Source organism: Halomonas cupida, assembly GCF_900142755.1.
Classification (GTDB): domain Bacteria; phylum Pseudomonadota; class Gammaproteobacteria; order Pseudomonadales; family Halomonadaceae; genus Halomonas; species Halomonas cupida.
This window is the reverse complement of the sequence record NZ_FRCA01000001.1, coordinates 941,874-958,871: the sequence shown is the minus strand read 5'-3', so window position 1 is coordinate 958,871 and position 16,998 is coordinate 941,874. Positions and strand designations below refer to the sequence as shown.

Annotated in this window: 15 protein-coding genes; 7 read left to right on the top strand and 8 right to left on the bottom strand. The window is 58.9% G+C overall.

Translation table 11 applies throughout. The features are described 5' to 3' along the window. The coding region (locus BUE38_RS04210) for an IS30 family transposase (RefSeq protein WP_143166183.1) at positions 1-354 on the top strand (354 nt) is incomplete at its 5' end. Positions 355-686: 332 nt separating this feature from the next. Here the strand turns inward: BUE38_RS04210 and BUE38_RS04200 are convergent. Continuing rightward, on the bottom strand, positions 687-1,223 hold the full coding sequence (locus BUE38_RS04200) for a GNAT family N-acetyltransferase (protein WP_073433708.1): 537 nt from the start codon (positions 1,221-1,223) through the stop codon (positions 687-689). 235 nt (positions 1,224-1,458) lie between these two features. Between BUE38_RS04200 and BUE38_RS04195 the strand changes: the two genes are divergently transcribed. The 5 genes from BUE38_RS04195 (at position 1,459) to BUE38_RS04175 (ending at position 7,504) form a co-directional block, all read left to right on the top strand. Then, entirely contained in the window at positions 1,459-2,985 is a 1,527-nt protein-coding gene (locus tag BUE38_RS04195; protein WP_073433707.1) for an ABC transporter substrate-binding protein, read from the top strand. Then, the gene (locus BUE38_RS04190; RefSeq protein ID WP_073433706.1) at positions 2,985-3,932 is read left to right on the top strand and encodes an ABC transporter permease; all 948 of its coding nucleotides are present in this window, start codon (positions 2,985-2,987) and stop codon (positions 3,930-3,932) included. The genes BUE38_RS04195 and BUE38_RS04190 overlap by 1 nt, the downstream gene beginning before the upstream one ends. Then, entirely contained in the window at positions 3,929-4,786 is an 858-nt protein-coding gene (locus tag BUE38_RS04185; RefSeq protein ID WP_084541701.1) for an ABC transporter permease, read from the top strand. Before BUE38_RS04190 ends, BUE38_RS04185 begins: the two co-directional genes overlap by 4 nt. Then, positions 4,783-6,198 (top strand): ABC transporter ATP-binding protein, encoded by a 1,416-nt coding sequence (locus BUE38_RS04180; protein WP_073433705.1) that lies wholly within the window; start codon positions 4,783-4,785, stop codon positions 6,196-6,198. Before BUE38_RS04185 ends, BUE38_RS04180 begins: the two co-directional genes overlap by 4 nt. A 121-nt stretch (positions 6,199-6,319) precedes the next feature. After that, positions 6,320-7,504, top strand: a complete 1,185-nt coding sequence (locus tag BUE38_RS04175; protein WP_073433704.1) for an MFS transporter — start codon at positions 6,320-6,322, stop codon at positions 7,502-7,504. 87 nt (positions 7,505-7,591) lie between these two features. On the opposite strand, the gene BUE38_RS04170 is transcribed toward BUE38_RS04175, so the two are convergent. The 3 genes from BUE38_RS04170 to BUE38_RS23455 form a co-directional block, all read right to left on the bottom strand. Continuing rightward, positions 7,592-10,903, bottom strand: a complete 3,312-nt coding sequence (locus BUE38_RS04170; RefSeq protein WP_159438846.1) for an autotransporter outer membrane beta-barrel domain-containing protein — start codon at positions 10,901-10,903, stop codon at positions 7,592-7,594. 158 nt (positions 10,904-11,061) lie between these two features. After that, the gene (locus BUE38_RS04160) at positions 11,062-12,159 is read right to left on the bottom strand and encodes a TIGR03032 family protein (protein ID WP_200802126.1); all 1,098 of its coding nucleotides are present in this window, start codon (positions 12,157-12,159) and stop codon (positions 11,062-11,064) included. 464 nt (positions 12,160-12,623) lie between these two features. Then, positions 12,624-12,923, bottom strand: coding sequence for an autotransporter domain-containing protein (locus BUE38_RS23455; RefSeq protein WP_073433701.1), 300 nt, complete (start codon positions 12,921-12,923; stop codon positions 12,624-12,626). Between the two features lie 38 nt (positions 12,924-12,961). Between BUE38_RS23455 and BUE38_RS22865 the strand changes: the two genes are divergently transcribed. Beyond that, complete coding sequence (locus BUE38_RS22865) at positions 12,962-13,171, top strand: hypothetical protein (RefSeq protein ID WP_073433700.1); 210 nt, start codon at positions 12,962-12,964, stop codon at positions 13,169-13,171. A 119-nt stretch (positions 13,172-13,290) separates the two neighbouring features. Here BUE38_RS22865 and BUE38_RS04145 read toward each other — a convergent pair whose 3' ends face one another. The 4 genes from BUE38_RS04145 to BUE38_RS04130 form a co-directional block, all read right to left on the bottom strand. Then, on the bottom strand, positions 13,291-14,049 hold the full coding sequence (locus tag BUE38_RS04145; protein WP_073433699.1) for a FadR/GntR family transcriptional regulator: 759 nt from the start codon (positions 14,047-14,049) through the stop codon (positions 13,291-13,293). Positions 14,050-14,204: 155 nt separating this feature from the next. Beyond that, positions 14,205-15,005 carry an NAD-dependent epimerase/dehydratase family protein gene (locus BUE38_RS04140; RefSeq protein ID WP_073433698.1) on the bottom strand — a complete coding sequence of 267 codons (801 nt, stop codon included), beginning with the start codon at positions 15,003-15,005 and terminating at the stop codon, positions 14,205-14,207. Positions 15,006-15,122: 117 nt separating this feature from the next. Next, the gene (locus BUE38_RS04135; protein WP_073433697.1) at positions 15,123-16,403 is read right to left on the bottom strand and encodes a TRAP transporter large permease; all 1,281 of its coding nucleotides are present in this window, start codon (positions 16,401-16,403) and stop codon (positions 15,123-15,125) included. A 2-nt stretch (positions 16,404-16,405) separates the two neighbouring features. Then, complete coding sequence (locus BUE38_RS04130) at positions 16,406-16,981, bottom strand: TRAP transporter small permease (protein ID WP_234986753.1); 576 nt, start codon at positions 16,979-16,981, stop codon at positions 16,406-16,408. Positions 16,982-16,998: the final 17 nt, after the last annotated feature.

Here is a 16,998-nt window from a genome sequence, read left to right as displayed (position 1 = left end):
GGCTTCAGCGCGGCGCTGAATCGCATGCCATTGGCCGCACGGAAGAGCCTGACGTATGACCAGGGACGTGAGATGGCGAAGCACACCAGAATCACCCAGAACACCGGCGTTGCCATCTACTTCTGCGACCCGCACAGCCCGTTGCAGAGAGGCGCCAACGAAAATATCAATGGACTGATACGGCAGTACTTGCCCAAGGGAACGGACCTATCGGTCTACAGCCAGAAAGAACTGGATGAAATAGCGCTTGAACTCAACATGCGCCCGCGAAAGCGCTTCGACTTCAAGTGTCCCATTGAGATGATGAGCGAACTGATGGCGAAGTATCATGAAGCACCGTCATTGACTCATTAATAGTGTTGCACTCAGAACCTGCATCCGCCCTCATTCTCATGTTGCTCGCTTATCAGCGTGTATCGGTTGCTGACCAGATCGCACCTGGTCAATATGACTTTATCCCCTTCGATAGTGATGGTTCCCGGATAGACATCCACCATTGCAAACACATCAGAAGAGAATAAAACAAAGAGAATCGCAGCACCCGCTCTGAACATAAATCTCTCTATTAAATATATAGAAGCAGCTTATTCAACTATAACGGTGTTGATTAGTTGGATTCATAAAATATCTTCATATCCAACGTTGTGGCTGTGAGGCCACGGTACTGATTGTAGTAATCCGCCAGCTCAGCCCCTTGCTGGGTGAGTTCCCAGCCAATCATGCCGTGTCATCCGGTAGCAGCGCACCGGCCGCCGGTGAAAGCTGATATCGGAGAACTGCTGAAAACCGACTTTCTCGGCAACCCGCAGAGAGGCACGGTTCTCGGGTTCCACCAGGCAGACGATCCTGGGGAGTTCAAAGCGGGTGAACGCCAGGTTCAGGGCGCCCTCCGCGGCTTCCGTGGCCAACCCCTTCCCCCACTGCTGCTTCGCCAGCCGGTATCCGAGGCTGATTTCATTGCGTCCACCCACAGGCTCATGGCCGATACCGCAGAACCCCAGCAGCTCAGCGGTGTTGTTGGCCACAACTGCCCAGGGGCCGAAACCGTCTCTGGCATAGCTCAGCAGGCTGCCTTCGATGAAGCGCCGTGTGGCCTGTTCATCGCACACGCCACGGATCGAGAATCTCATTACCTCGGGGTCAGAGAGGATACAGTTCAGGGCTGGCAGATCATCCAATGACAGATGACGCAGCCCCAGCCGTTGTGTCTGGTAAATGGGCACGTCTGGCCTCCTTGCCTGAACGCTGGCCCTTCTACCATACCTTGAGGATCTGGCCTGTCACCAGTGATTCGACGCTGCGGCGGCCGGCTTGTAGCCATGGAAGAAGCTGGCGTACTTGCCAAGGGATTCCTGCATTGCGCTGGGGCTGCCTTTGCTAAACGATATGGTATAACATTTCGTGCGGTTTTCACCCACAAGCCATCACAAAGACCTCATCATAAAGAGCAGCCCCTCCATGACAAACCACTGGCGCAACCTGGCAATGGCGGCCCTCGGCGGCGCATTGCTGTTTCCGATCAACGTCCATGCAGATGACCGTGTCGACGTTGTCGCCCCCTGGGAAATCAACAGTCTGGATCCTGTACAGGCCGGACATGTCTACGGTCGTATGCAGATTGCCGAAACCCTGGTGGATACCGACCTGCAGGGTAACCTGGTCCCGGGGCTGGCCACCGACTGGCAGTCCAGCGATGACGGCCTGAGCTGGCGGTTCAATGTGCGCCCCGAAGTACGTTTCCACGACGGCAGCAGGATGACCGCCGAGAGCGTGGCACAGTCGCTGAACCGTACTCTGGCCAATCCCGGTGTGCTGTCCCAGGCCGATATCGACAGCATTGAGGCCGATGGCGATGCCATTCGTATCATGCTCAATGCCCCTTATTCGGCGTTGCCTGCCCTGCTTACCCATTATTCGACCCAGATTCTGGCTCCCGCGAGCTATACCGAGGACGGCAAGGTCCAGGAACTGATCGCCACAGGCCCCTTCCGCATTGTCAGCCTCAATACTCCGCAGCGGCTCGAGGCCGAACGTTTCGACGAGTACTGGGGTGAGGCGCCTGCTATCACTGCCACCAGCTATCTGGCTGCTCCCCGCGGCGAGACACGCGCCCTGATGGCCCAGAGTGGCGACGCCGATATCGCCTTTACCCTGGATGCCGCCAGTCAGGCCAGACTGCGCATGACACCCAGTGTGGCACTGCATGCCGAACCCATTCCTCGTACCGTCACGGTCAAGTTGAATGCCGCACGTGAGGCATTCGACAGTGTCGAGGAGCGCCGTGCGTTGAGCCTTGCCATCGATCGACAGGGCATTGCCCGTGGTGTGATGCGTGTCGAGGATGCGGCAGCCAATCAGTTGATGCCCGCCGGCATGGGCGCCTGGCATCTGGAAGGACTGGCAGCGCCAGAGAAGAACCTGGAGAAAGCGCGTCGCCTGCTCGAATCTCAGGGCTGGACACCCGGCGAGGATGGCATTCTTCAGCAGGATGGTCAGCCCTTCAGCGTGACCCTGACCACCTTTGCCGACCGCCCGGAATTGCCGGTTATCGCCACGGCATTGCAGGACCAGTGGAGGCAACTGGGGATCGATGTGGCAGTGAATGTAGGCAACTCCAGTGAGATCCCTTCCAGCCACAATGATGGCTCACTCGACATGGGCCTGTTGGCACGCAACTTTGGCCTGGTGCCGGACCCGCTGGCCATCGTCCGTCAGGATTTCGGCCCGCAAGGCGGTGACTGGGGCGCCATGAACTGGTCCAGCGATGCACTGAACAGCGCGGTGGGTGAGCTGATCAGTGCAACTGACGAGGGGCGCAAGGCCGCACTTGAAAAGCAGACGGCAGAAATACTGCATGAGCAGATGCCGGTGATTCCAGTCGCCTGGTATGTGCAGACGGCGTCGGTCAATGCCCGTCTCGGTGGCTTTGCCATCGATCCCTTCGAGCGCAGTTATCGTCTGTCCGATCTGCACTGGGAGGAATGATGAATCGAGTGATTTCTACGCTGCTGCTTCAGCGTCTGGTGCAGGCAGGCCTGGTGGCCTGGGTGGTGGGCACACTGACGTTCATCCTGACCCGGGCCCTGCCTGGCGACATGGCGTTTCGGATCGCTGCGGGTCGTTACGGTTACGAACAGGTCAATGCCGAAGCAGCGGCGGCAGTGCAGGCCGAACTGGGTCTGGATCAGTCGCCGTTGATCGCCTATTTCCATTGGCTTTCCGATCTGTTGTCACTGGACCTGGGCCACTCACTGGTCAGTGGAGAGTCCGTGGTCAGCGAGTTGGCTCACCAGTTGGGCCATTCTCTTGACCTGGCGTTGATGGCAATGCTGCTGGCTCTGGTGATCGGCGTGCCGGTGGGAATTCTCAGCGGACTCCGGCCCAATGGCTGGGTGGATCGCCTGGCTCTTGTATCGGCGGTCGCCCTGCGTTCCCTGCCCCCTTTTGTGATCGGTCTGTTGTTGATCATGTTGTTTGCCGTCCAACTGGGCTGGCTGCCCGCGGCTGGACACGGTGGTGGCAGCCATCTGTGGTTACCGGCCATGGCTCTGGCGCTGGGTCTGGCTGCGGTATCGGCCCGGGTCACTCGGCATGGCATGGCCCGAGTGGCTGGCTCGCCCTACTACGCCTTCTCACGCACACGCGGGCTCAGCGAAGGTCAGACACTGGCGCGGCATGGTCTGCGTAACGTTGCTGTTCCGGTCATCGCCTACCTCAGTGTGCAACTGGTCTATCTGGTCGAGGGCGTGGTGGTTATCGAATCGCTGTTCGCCTGGCCCGGTATCGGGCATGCACTGGTGCACGCCGTCGTCGCTCGGGACGTGCCAATGATCCAGGGCACAGCACTGGTCATGGGCCTGCTGTTCGTTACCCTCAACACCCTGGTCGACCTTGTTTCTCTCTATATCGATCCCCGGAGGCGCCTGTCATGATGGCTTCCCGTTCGCCTGGTCTTGCGCCCTCCGTGGCACGATTCCGCTGGGCTTCTTCACATACGCGGCGCCGCCTCTCCCATGCTCAACGTTGGGGGATTTCGCTGCTGGCCGCACTGCTGGTATTCGCATGGGTGGTGCCGCTGTTCCTCGATGCTGACCCAACGCGTCAGGATCTGATGAGCACCCTGGCGGCGCCGAGCCTGCAACATCCACTGGGCACCGATCACCTCGGACGCAGCATGCTGGCGCGTGTCGCCGCTGCGATTCGACTATCACTGGGACTTGCCCTGCTGAGTGTGGTCACCGCTGCACTGCCCGGTTTGCTGGCCGGGGTCACCGCCGGTTGGCGAGGTGGTTGGTGCGACCGTCTGTTGAGCACGGTTGCCGATTGTGTACTGGCGCTGCCCGGCCTGTTGCTGGTGCTGATGCTTGCTGCTATTGCTCCGGGTAACTTCTGGACGCTGTATATCGGGATCGCGCTGGTGTTGTGGGTCGAGTACTTCCGCGTCGTACGCAGTGCCACGCGGATACTGGCCCAGTCGCCTCAGGTCGAGTCATCCCGGCTGCTGGGGTTTGGACGCTGGTATATCTTCCGCCGACACCTGTGGCCGGAACTGGCCCCTCAGGTCACTACCCTGGCCGCCTTCGGTGCGGCGACCTCGATTCTGGCTGTGTCTTCTCTGGGCTTCGTGAGCATTGGCCTCAAGCCGCCCACGGCGGAACTCGGCCTGATGATGACCGAGCTGTTTCCGTACTATCAGGAAGCGCCCTGGGTGCTTGCTCAGCCTGTGCTGGCCCTGTTTTTCATGGTCCTGAGTTTCCACCTGCTGGCCGGCAAGGAGCCGCAATGAAGGCGATCATGGAAGTGCATGACCTGAGTGTCACGACCTCTGAGGGCGCCACGCTGGTATGGCCGATCTCATTTACCCTCGAGGCCGGCGTGCCATTGACCCTGCTGGGAGAGACCGGCTCCGGCAAGAGCCTGCTGGCCCAGGCGTTGATGGGCAATCTACCGCCTGCTCTCAACGCCAGTGGAAGGGTCATCATCGATGGCGAGAATCTGTTGGAGATGCCGCCCCAGCAGCGTCGTCGCTGGTGGGGACGACGCATGACCATGTTGCCACAGGAGCCCTGGCATGCACTCGACCCCACCATGCGTGTGGGGGCTCAGATCAACGAAGGCCATCGACTGGTGGCTGGGCTGGAGCCTGCTGCCGCCAGGCATGCCATGTACGATGATCTGGAAGGTCTGGGGCTGGCGGATAGCGAGTTCAAGTTGCCGGCTCAACTGTCCGGGGGCATGGCCCAACGTGCGGCCTTTGCTGCTGCACGTGCCGGCAATGCACCCATCGTGATTGCCGATGAACCGACCAAGGGGCTGGATAGCGCACGCCGGGACGATGTGGTCCGTCTACTCGCTCAGGCCCTCGGCTCCAACGGTGGTCTGTTGACCATTACCCACGACATCGCAGTGGCTGAACAGCTTGGCGGTACGGTGATGATCATGCGTCGCGGAGAGTGCCTGGAGAGTGGCAGCGCCGAGACGCTACTGAAGGCCCCGCAGAGTGCTTACGGCCAGCAGTTGATGGCCGCCAACCCGCAGCATTGGTTGGCGCGCCACCAACACTTCAACCCTGCCGACGATACGGTGCTGCAGGCCAGATCTGTCTCCCTGTCACGGGGCGGGAAGTCGTTGTTCGATAACCTCACACTCAACCTGTATCGCGGAGAGGTGCTGGGTATCAATGGTGCCAGTGGTAGCGGCAAGAGCAGCCTCGGCGACCTGTTGCTGGGGTTGGTGAAGCCCGATGCCGGTAAGGTTGAACGTGCGCCGGGAATTGCTTCGACGCGCTTTCTCAAGCTCTATCAGGATCCACCCGCGGCCTTCTCGCCCTTCTGGTCGCTGGGCACGCTGTTGCACGATCTTTGTCGGTTGCACAAACTGAGCTGGGATAGCGTACCGCCGCTGATGGAACGACTGGGATTGGCGCCGGACCTGCTGGAACGACGCTCGGACAGCATCTCCGGGGGTGAGCTGCAGCGGTTCTCGATTCTGCGCGCACTGTTGCTGGAGCCGGTGTTTCTGTTTGCCGATGAGCCGACTTCACGGCTGGATCCGATCACTCAGCAACAGACACTTGAGTTGCTGGTTGAATTGGCCCGTGAGCGCCATTGCGCGTTGTTGCTGGTCAGCCATGACAAGGCCTTGATCGATCATGCCTGCGATCGTCAGTTGTCGCTGGAAGCACCGATACGGGGTTGATCCAGTCGTGGTCATGGATTCCCTGACCGGGTTGGCACGGGCATACTGGGCGGCTCCTCGTCAGGTCACACTCTGTGAGAGCCCGCTCCATCCTCTCGCATCTCGGTCAAGGAAGCCCACGATGACAACTCTGCAGTGCAACATGGCGGCTGAACAGTCACGACGTGAGCGTGCTACTCGCCTGGTCTTTCTGCTGGCAGGCATTGCCATGGCGAGCTGGGCGCCGCTGGTTCCCTACGTCAAGAACCGGTTGGCAATCGATGCGGGCAGTCTTGGTGTGCTGCTGTTGTGTCTGGGAATCGGTTCACTGATGGCCATGCCGGTAACCGGCGCCCTGGTGGCCCGCCATGGTGCTCGTCCCGTTATTGTCTGTAGCTCTCTGGTCGCCCTGGCTTGCCTGCCACTGCTTGCCGGGCTGTCCTGGCTGCCGGTGGCCTTTGTTGTGCTGCTGGTATTCGGTGGCGCCATCGGCATGCTGGATGTGGCGATGAACCTACAGGCCGTGGTCGTCGAGCGTGAAAGCGGCCGCACGATCATGTCCGGCTTTCATGGCATGTTCAGCCTCGGCTCTCTGGCGGGGGTGGGCATCATGATGGCACTGCTTGCCTGGGGGACATCGCCAGTGATGGCGACCCTGGTGGTGGTGGCACTATCACTTGTCGCTCTGGTAGTGGCCTGGGAAGGTTTGTTGGTTGGAGGCGCGCCACCCGCAGAGGGGCCGCTGTTTGCCGTGCCACGAGGAGTCGTGCTGTTGCTGGGCGTGGTGTGTGGCGTGAGCTTTCTGGTGGAAGGCGCCATGCTCGACTGGGTCGCTGTCCTGTTGCACGAGTATCGCCAGGTGGATACCGCCTACGCTGGTCTGGGCTATGCCCTGTTCTCCGTCACCATGACGGTGGGCAGACTCACCGGCGACAGAATTACCACCCGCTTCGGTCACGTAGCTGTGGCAACATTGGGCCCCATTCTTGCTGCGCTCGGAATGTTGCTGATCTGTCTCATTCCGCATTGGTCGGGAGTCGCCATGGGTTGCATTCTGGTGGGAGTCGGTTGCGCCAACCTGGTGCCGGTGATGTTCTCGCTGGCCGGTCGCCAGACACTGATGCCTGAGCGCATCGCCTTGCCCGCGGTGGCCACCATGGGCTATGCCGGCATACTCGCAGGACCGGCGGCAATCGGCTTTGTCGCAGACGCCACCAGTCTGGTTTCTGCCCTGTTGATACTGGTGGGGCTACTGGTACTGGCCAGCTTGATCGCGGCCAGTATTCAACGATCTTCTTTTCTGTCCTTGCCCGGCAATCATGGGTAACACCGCAGGAGAGCTTGATATCTCTCCTTTGGTCGTGGCCGGATGAATTGCTGCGGGGCAAGAGGACTGCCCCGCAGGAGGGTATCGTTACCAGCGGATCTTGATGCCGATATTGGCGTTGGGGTTGAGGTGGTCTCCGAAGTCCTCGATGCCGGTTCCCAGACGAACTTCTCCATAAAGCGCTATGTTGCTGTTGGCTGCCTGATATTCACCTCCCACGACCAGTTCGGCCATGCTGCTGTCGGCGTTGCTGACGAATTCACTGCCGCCGAGGCGGATCCCTGGCTCATCCATCAGCTCCTGGTACAGGTTGGTCTCGGTGTAGAAAGCCGCGGTACCCGTATCGGCCTTGAACTCACGATCAAGCGAGGCACCGATGCGCAGGCGCAGGCTGTCGATATCAGCAGCCTCGACCCTCCCTCCAATGACGTTGAAACTATCGAAGTCCACACTTGACCAGACCAATTGGGCCTGGGGAGTGAGGGTCCAGCCCTCCTTGCCCACCGCGAAGACCCTGCCGCTCTCGATAGACAGTGCATAGCCGTCGCCATCATTACTGTCGACGAGATCACCCAGTTGCCTGCTGTGCAGATCGGAACGGAATACGCTGTACTGGCCCTGCAGATCGAGGTAGGTGGCTTCGTCGAAGTACCATGTTCCGGTTGTTCCCAGTCCATAGCCATCGGTCTCGATCCGGCCATCGCCGAAGGTAGAGTCGATGTCACTGGTTGAGCGTCCAACATAGGCATTGACGCCAAACACCTGGTCGAACCACTCTCCGGAATCCCTGGCTATATCCATGCCAAAGTGCAGTTTCCCGGTATTGTTGCGGATCGAGGCATCGGCGGTGGAGTCGTCAAACCGACGACGGCCACCCTCCACCCGTATCCAGCCTCTGCTATCGACCTCTCCATCACCCATGGTCGAGAGCAATTCGGCATGACGTTGGCCTACGCGTGTGCGCAGGGATGGCAATTGATTCAGAGCCATGAGGTTTTGTGGGTAGGCCAGGGCAATGGGTACGGCGGGCTGCAGCCGACGCGGCGATGTCGGATCCAGCGGAATCACTGGCTCTTCAGGCTCCACGACAGGTTCATCGGGCTCCGTCGGGTCCACAACAGGCTCATTGGGCTCTACCGGGTCCACGACAGGCTCATCGGGCTCTCCCGGATCCACAACAGGCTCATCGGGCTCTACCGGATCCACGACAGGTTCATCGGGCTCCGTCGGGTCCACAACAGGCTCATCGGGCTCTACCGGATCTACGACTGGGTCATCCGGTTCCGTCGGGTCTACGACAGGTTCATCGGGCTCCACCGGGTCTACGATGGGGTCATCAGGCTCCACCGGGTCCACGATCGGTTCATCGGGCTCCGACATTGCCGAAGTGAGATACCAATTACCTGAGTCGGTCCTGTCCAGCGTATAGCCATAAGCCCCGGCGATCAGTGCCTGCTTGCCACCGTCAGTGACGTAATCTCCATCCACCAGCAGAAACTCACCTGTTGAGGTGCCCCCGACCGTGACCAACGGAATGCCGACGATAGTTTGGGCTCCGACGCCACCCAGATTGGTGACCGACACATCTGTTATTCCGCTGGTGCCTCCATCGATCGCCAGCAGGTCACTGGCCGAGTCATCACCTTCCAGTACGGCTTCCATCAACAGATCAGAGCCTGCGGCGTAATCGCCGCTCACGGTCAGCACATCACCGGCGGTACCGTTGACCATTGACACTGTTCCACGGTTGTCCAGGCTGCCCTCGAGCAGCGAGGTACCATTCACCGCCAGTGTCGCGCCCTGCCGAATATTCAGTGTGGTTTTGCTGTTCAGCATGGCCAGGGTTGCGTTATCCAGACGCAGCGTGCCGCTCTCGACCAGTCCCGAGTGGAAGTTACCCGCGGTCTGCGTGCCGGTCAGTGTCGTGATGTCGGTACCGTTCGTGATCAGGTGGTCGAAGCCGATGATCGCATTCGGATCAGCGGTATCACCGATCATGCCAAGATCGAGTGTGGTATCGGCCAGCACCAGTCGGTCATCGGTATCGGTATCATCTGTGAGGGCCTGCCCGGAAAGGCTCCAGTCATCTCGCAGTACCAGCGAGGCCACGCCGGATACTTCGTCCATCAGGATGGCTGTGCCATTGCCTCCGGTGACGTTGCCGGAAACATCCGCCGCAGCATCACCGGGGGCAGTGATACGAATGCCATTTTCCCGGCTCCCGGCGACATCGCCGGTGGTTACGACCGACATCAGACCATTGTCGTGGCTGTTGACGACGATACCAGTATTGCCTCCCGTTACATCTCTAGCATGAATCGTCAAGTCGCTGTCTGCGTACTGAACTGCATGGATCCCAGAGTCGTCTGTCCCCATCACCGTTCCTGTCGAGGTGATCGACACTGTGCCATTGCCTTTAAATAGCTCTCTCCCGTTCTGGGCTCTGATGCCGTCCGTGCCACCTGTCACATTCACAACATCGACCGTCAGACCGCTGCCCGCAGACTGAAAGGCATAGATTCCATGATGGCTCGTTCCCGATACCTTTCCTGTCGAAGTGATCGACACTGCGCCGGTGCCGTCATTCAGGGCTCTGATGCCATCTTCGGCACCGGTCACATCCATGGCATTGAGCGTCAAGGTGGTGCCGGTCGGGCGCGACACCACGGCACTGATTCCAGCGCTTTTTCTAATATTGTTGGTCGCCGTTGTCGCCGTCACCGTTCCCGTTGAGGTGATCGACACTGCTCCCCTACCGCTGCTCCGGGCTCTGATGCCATGTGTGCCACCGGTCACATCCACGGTGTTGACGGTCAAGTCGCTGGCCGCAGACTGAGCTGCATAGATTCCAGCGTCGGTAGCTCCTGTCCCCGCCCCCGTCACCGTTCCCGTCGAGGTGATCGATAGTGCACCGTAACTCTCATTCACGGCCCTGATACCATCCTTACCACCGGACACATCCACCACATCGACTGTAAGCCCGCCACCTACATACTGGGCTGCGCGGACTCCACTGCTGCTCGTCCCCGTAACCGTTCCTGTCGAGGTGATCGACACTGTGCCGCTACCCCTGTTACGGGCAAGAATGCCATCACGATACCCTGTGATGTCGGAGGCATTCTCATCGGTAAAGTTGATATCACCGGTGGCGGAATTGCTGTTCTTCAGGACAAGTCCGTCTCCTGATATGGTTTCTAGTCCAAAGTCGCCCTTGGTCGTAACGGTGAGGCTACCGTCCGTTGCAGGGATAGGCGTGATTGTCGTGTCGTCGTCCGATGCGACTCCCGAACAAGTCCAGACACCCGCCGCTTCTTCACTGCAGTCACCTGCATGGACAGAGCTGCTCATGACCGGGGTCAGCAACAGGGCTGTGCCGAAGGCCAGAGAAATTCCACTCACCCATGACCGTAAGGCGTCACTCGAGGGCATTGGCTGACTCGGCGTCTTGCCGAGGCCGATAACATTTACCTTTGACTTCGGAACCCACCCATTATGAGATGGAAACGGCTCCCGCTCCGATTGCTCTGTTCTGGCGAATATCACTCCCTGTATGATCATTATTGTTGCTGCCCTATCGTGATGTACTGATTGATCTCCGGCGCCTCTGCACCAATTGCCATAGGGGTGCGTACGCCCGGCAGGATGGCCACGTCGTAAATCTCTCCCACTGCTCCATCTACCCTTAACCAGTCCACACAAAGCCCGCTATCCAGGTCGATCACCTGTACGCCGCACCAGGCTTCACTATCCTTTTCTGCCAGGCGGCGATCCAGCTCAAGTCCTTCGAATCGCTCGTAGCGAGGCCGGGAAAGTCCCACAAGAGCAAAATTGTCGACAAAGGCCAGGCCTCGGACAAAGCCCGGGCAAAATGCCACGGGAGTAAACCGGTCTTGCGTTTTACCTTCGAGCGAAACCGTGCCCAGTTCTCCCTTCCCGGAGTTCAGTACCCATAACTGATCGCGATACCAGCGCGGGGAATGTGGCATCGATAACCCACTGGCGATGACCTCATTACTGGTCACATCGATAATGATCCCTCCAGAGCCCCGACGATCTCGCCAACCATCGATGGTATCGGAGCGTGATACGGCGGTGACGAAGGCCGGAGCGCCGTCCTGCATCGCCAGACCGTTGAGGTGGCAGCGGTCCTCGGCGACCATTGCCGAGATGAAGGGGGGGCGCCAGATCGGCACGAAGGAATGCTGCGGATCGGGAACGGCAAGGCAGTTGTAGCGCGTGTTGACAAAAACCGGGGTTCCATCTGCCATGATTCCGACATCGTGCGCATCCAGGGCACCGGTCATATGGACCATCCGAGGGGCATAACAGGCGTCGAAATGGTCGTTGACCCGCTGATCGGGATTCAGTCCGTTGCTGAAGCGCTGGATATCGGCTCGTCCAGAGAGTACAAAGCCGCCTGCATCATCCACCGCGATTCCCATGGGCCGTGAAACCGCTGCCTGGTGGATGTTCAACTCCGACTTCGCACCAAGGCCAAGACCCACCAGGTATAATCCCCCCGATTGATAGGAGGTAAACGCAAAGGAAAACCGCCCCTGGTATAATCGTCGCCCAAAGCCCGGCGATATGCTGAAAGTGGTTGTGTCATTGGCTTTATCGGAGTCATTTCTGACCGGATTGGATAGTTCCTGCATGCGCAACCCCTTTAATGCAACCTACTGTTTATTCTGATTGTTCTGTTTTTCTTGTTGTTTTCTCTGTAGCGCATATGCGTAAAAACAACCGGTAGTGGCTGCTATATCATGTTGATGCATTGTGGATAAATCTACTGGAAGTGGTTGTAAAAGACCTCGAATTCCAGTCAAATAAATGACACGTGATTGAAATGGCACAATTTATTCACGATAACTTCCCTTAAAAATCCCTAGGGTGTTTTCAATTACTGCCTCTCAAATACAGAAACTGATTTCAGGAGGTAGTAATGAAGCATTAGCTACTATGAATATAAAGAATTATTACGACTCGTTGCAGGACGGTTTATAGCCATGAGCCTGGTTTATTCATTTGGCAGGCCTGAAAATGAACCAGTTCGGCCATGCCGCTGCCAGCGTCGCTGACGAATTCACTGTCCAGAGAGGCACCGGTTCGCAGGCGCAGGCTATCGGTGTCGGCCGCCTCGACCTTTCCTCCCGTGACAGTCAAAACTGTCGAAGTCCACGCTGGACCAGATCAGTTGGGCCTGGGGAGTGAGGGTCCAGTCCCCTGCTCCCATCGCGATGCTCCTGCCGCTCTCGGTGGACAGCGCATAGCCGTCGCCGTCATTGTTGTCGACGAGATCTGTGCAGATCGGGACGGAAGACTCTGTACTGGCCCTGCAGATCGAGGTAGGTGGCGTTGTCGAAATACCATGTTCCGGTCGCCCCCACGCCAGTGCCGTGGAAGTGGTGTCGGGGCTCAAAACGTCGGCATCTACTGAAGCATGGAGCTGATGTGTTGATGGCAATGATGCTGCTAAAGGCTGGGTACAGGATCAAGGATGCCTTTGTCATAGCATCCGAAGGCAGCAATGGGGCTGATGTTGAGTCTATTGTTGCTCACCTGCGCGAGGAGGTGGATGCAATTGTTATTTCTTGCAGCACGCTGAAGAGTACTTTCCATGATGGTCTGGACAAAAATTTCCGTCCGGCATCAGCGGGCGTGCCTTGAAGCGCACCTCGCTGATGGAAGGCATTGTCAATATGACGGTCCAGGCGGCTATCGCGGGCATTGACCTGGGCAAGTGGTGATATCATCGGTGTCGCTTCAAACCGCCGCTGAAATCGTCGTTACTCACTGACCTGAAACTGCTGGTAGGTCTGGCGGGCACGACTCAGGTGCTGTTGCATGGCCTCACGAGCCTGCTCTGGATCCCGGGCGAGAATGGCGTCCACCACCGCTTGGTGCTCATCCTCGACGCGTTTGAGGTAAACATCTGCAGTCGCGGTATTGACTTCGCTGCTGACCAATTTCGAGCGCGGAATGGCGCTCAGATTGAGCTGCTCGAACAATACCGCGAAGAAGGGATTATGTGTCGCCCGAGCAATGGCATGATGGAACTCGAAGTCTTCTTCCCGGGCCAATGTATGCTTTGCGCGAGCCTCGACGAAGGCCTTGTGACCGGCGAGAATGCGCTCGCGGTCTTCCTCGGTATGACGCTCCGCGGCCAGCGCTGCAGCCGCAGGCTCCAGGTTCAGGCGCAGCTCGATCACATGCAGGATATCCTCCACTGTGGTCGGCCGAATCCGCTTGGCCGGCATTGCCTCGGCTGGTGCGGTGCGTATCACGGTAGTGCCGACGCCCCGCCTTGCCTCGACCAGACCGAGCGACTTGAGGTGTGCCACCGCCTCACGGATCACGGTGCGGCTGACACCAAAGGACTCGCAAAGGCCACTCTCGGTCGGCAGACGATCCCCTACGGAGATGTCGCCACCGGTAATCAGCCCCTCGAGTTGGTCGGCCACGTGCATTGACAGGCTGCCTTCCCTGGTGAGCTTCTGAACATTGAGCGTTGCCGTCTCGCTGCGGGGTTCAGGCCTGACTGCCATGATGTGATTCCTCATTCATACCGAAGTCCCTTTACGCACAGTGCGCACCTTGAGTCTACCAGCCCTTGGAGTACGGGTCGCCCTTGTCGGGCGACCTCGTGCCCCGGAAAGACTGGGTGCTGGACATACAAGGGTACTGAACATGCATGGAAGACTCATTCGTCGTCAGGGTGCCCCTGACTGACGAACTTGCCGCCTTGGTAGACCACTGCCGGATCCGCCGAGTCCAGGCCGGTGTCACGCGCCTCGATTTCCGCCCGCCAGGGATCTGAACTGTGCTCCGGTGTCCAGCCAAGAAAGGCGGCCTGGCCGTTATCCCACCACTGCTCTCGGTTGTTGGAGGCACCATAGATCACGGTATAACCGAGCTTGGGCGTGATGAACGCTCGTTCCAGCAAAGACACGAAGTCCTCGACGCTCATCCAGGTCGCCAGCATTCGCGTATCGGCCGGCTTTGGAAAGCAGGATCCGATGCGCACGGCCAGGGTCTCGAGACCGAACTTGTCGTGGTACAGGCTGGCGAGATCCTCACCGAAGCATTTGGAGACGCCATACAGCGAATCGGGCCGCCGTGGTACCTGGTTGTCCAGTCGTTGGGTACGGGGATAGAAGCCGATGGTATGGTTGGAGCTGGCAAAAACTACGCGAGGCTTACCGTGCCGGCGTGCCGCTTCATACAGGTTGTAGGTGCCCATGATGTTGGCGGGCAGGATCTGTTGCCAGGAGCGCTCCACCGAGACACCGCCCAGGTGAATGATGCCATCGCACCCCTCGACCAGTGCCGAGGTCTTTTCGGCATCGGCTAGATCGCAGAGAACGATTTCCTCATGCCCTTCACCCGACTCGATCGGTGCAATGTCAGATAGACGCACATGACGGGCCAGGCGGGCGAGATGGGGACGAATCGCCTGGCCGAGTCCTCCTGCTGCTCCTGTCACCAGTAGTCGATTCAACATGGTTCTACTCCCTTGTCGTTGCTGTTCCGTTATGCAGGAATTTCATCCTGCGATGCTGTTGTTACTCTTTGCCGCCACCCGGGCCTCTGGTTTCGAGGCCCGGCTCGCAGCACGGGGTTAGTCCATAAGATTCGGCAGCGTCATGGATAATGCCGGTACATAGGTCACCAGCATCAGTGCCGCAAACAACGCCAGATAGAATGGCCAGATGGTACGTACTGCCTGTTCGATACGAATCTTGCCGATCACACTACCAACAAACAGGCATCCCCCGACTGGTGGCGTACAGAGTCCGAGGCCGAGGTTCATCATCATGATGATGCCGAACTGGATAGGATCCATGCCAAATTGCGTGGCAATCGGCAGGAAGATGGGAGTACAGATCAGAATCAACGCTGCCATGTCCATCACCATGCCCAGCGCCAACAGGATCAGGTTCAGCATCAGCAGGATCATCAGCGGATTATCGGTAATACCCAGCAGCGCGTCAGACAGCAGTTCGGGGACACTGTATAGAGCCAGCATGTAGGAGAATGCCGAGGCACAGCCGACCAGGATCATCACCAGCGCAGTGGTGCGCACCGCCTGATAGACCGCCTGCTTGAAGGATTCCCAGCGTAGCTCACGATAGACGAGGCCGGTAACGACGATGGCATAGATGGCACCGAAAGCGCCGGATTCGGTGACCGTCAAAACACCCGACAGCACCCCGCCAACGATGATCACCGCCGTGAACAGGCCCGGCAACGCAGCAGCGAAGCTGATCACCAGAGCCTTCCAGCCCGGAAAGGCTTCGCCACTATAGCCGCGCTTTACCGCTACCAGGTAGGCTGCCAGCGCCAGGAAGCCACACATCAGGATACCGGGCAGGATCCCTGCCATGAATAGCTTGGTGATCGAGATGCCGCCCCCCGCTGCTACGGCATAGAGAATCATGTTGTGGCTGGGGGGAATCACCACCCCAGCGATGGACGAGGTCACGGTGACGTTGACCGCATAGTCCGCGTCGTAGCCCTTCTCCTTCATGACCGGAATCAAGATCGAGCCCAGTGCTGATGTGTCGGCCACCGCGGAGCCGGAGATACCACCGAACAGCATAGAGGACGACACGTTGACCATGCCGAGGCCACCGCGCACTCGACCGACTGCGGCGGACGCCAGGCGTACCAGGCGCTGGGAAATCCCGCCATGCAACATCAGCTCTCCAGCAAAGATGAAGAACGGAATGGCCAGTAACGAGAATACCGAGATACCTGACAGTATGCGCTGGAAGGCCACAAACATCGGCAGACCTTCGTAGAAGAAGGCAGCCACAGCGGCAAGTCCTACAGAAAACGCTACTGGAGCACCAATCACCAGGCCCAGTGCAAATACCCCGAACAGGATTGCCAACCCCATGTTTACTGCTCCTCTTTAGAGTCGGTTGCCGTCGCATGATCAGATGAAAGTCCACGACGCAGAATATTGGCGAGGCTGAACAGCACCATCAGCACGCCACAGACCACCAGCGGAGCGGCCCGCCAGCTTTCGGAGAGGCCGATCATGGGAATCGGTCGATCGAGGTTGTCGAGCATCATCAGACCGCCCTGCCAGCACATGAAGGCACCGAACAGGACAACAAATACATCTGCGAGATGGAGCATCACCAGTCTGGGAATGGCCGGGACGGCCTCGCGGACCATCTCGATGCTCAGGTGTGTGCCCTGGCGCACGCCAGCGGCAGCACCAAGACAGGTGATGTAGACCACACAGAGCAGAGCCGACTGCTCCACCCAGGTCGGGGTGTCGTTGAGGACATAGCGGCCGAACACCAGCCAGCCGAAGCTCGCGATGAGATAGACAAGCAGTACACCGGCCGCAATGATGCACAAATGGGCAAGGCCATCCAGCATTCGATCGACGCGCCCGACCTGGCCATGGGGCGAGCCGAGGGAGTCGGAAAATTCACCAGGATGCGTCACAGGATTCAACCTCACGAAATGCCTCCGGCGAC

Coding starts and splice junctions, on each gene's coding strand:
- BUE38_RS04195 (WP_073433707.1), top strand. CDS start 1,459: ATGACAAACCACTGGCGCAACCTGGCAATGGCGGCCCTCGGCGGCGCA.
- BUE38_RS04190 (WP_073433706.1), top strand. CDS start 2,985: ATGAATCGAGTGATTTCTACGCTGCTGCTTCAGCGTCTGGTGCAGGCA.
- BUE38_RS04185 (WP_084541701.1), top strand. CDS start 3,929: ATGATGGCTTCCCGTTCGCCTGGTCTTGCGCCCTCCGTGGCACGATTC.
- BUE38_RS04180 (WP_073433705.1), top strand. CDS start 4,783: ATGAAGGCGATCATGGAAGTGCATGACCTGAGTGTCACGACCTCTGAG.
- BUE38_RS04175 (WP_073433704.1), top strand. CDS start 6,320: ATGACAACTCTGCAGTGCAACATGGCGGCTGAACAGTCACGACGTGAG.
- BUE38_RS04160 (WP_200802126.1), bottom strand. CDS start 12,159: ATGCAGGAACTATCCAATCCGGTCAGAAATGACTCCGATAAAGCCAAT.
- BUE38_RS22865 (WP_073433700.1), top strand. CDS start 12,962: ATGGCAATGATGCTGCTAAAGGCTGGGTACAGGATCAAGGATGCCTTT.
- BUE38_RS04145 (WP_073433699.1), bottom strand. CDS start 14,049: ATGGCAGTCAGGCCTGAACCCCGCAGCGAGACGGCAACGCTCAATGTT.
- BUE38_RS04140 (WP_073433698.1), bottom strand. CDS start 15,005: ATGTTGAATCGACTACTGGTGACAGGAGCAGCAGGAGGACTCGGCCAG.
- BUE38_RS04135 (WP_073433697.1), bottom strand. CDS start 16,403: ATGGGGTTGGCAATCCTGTTCGGGGTATTTGCACTGGGCCTGGTGATT.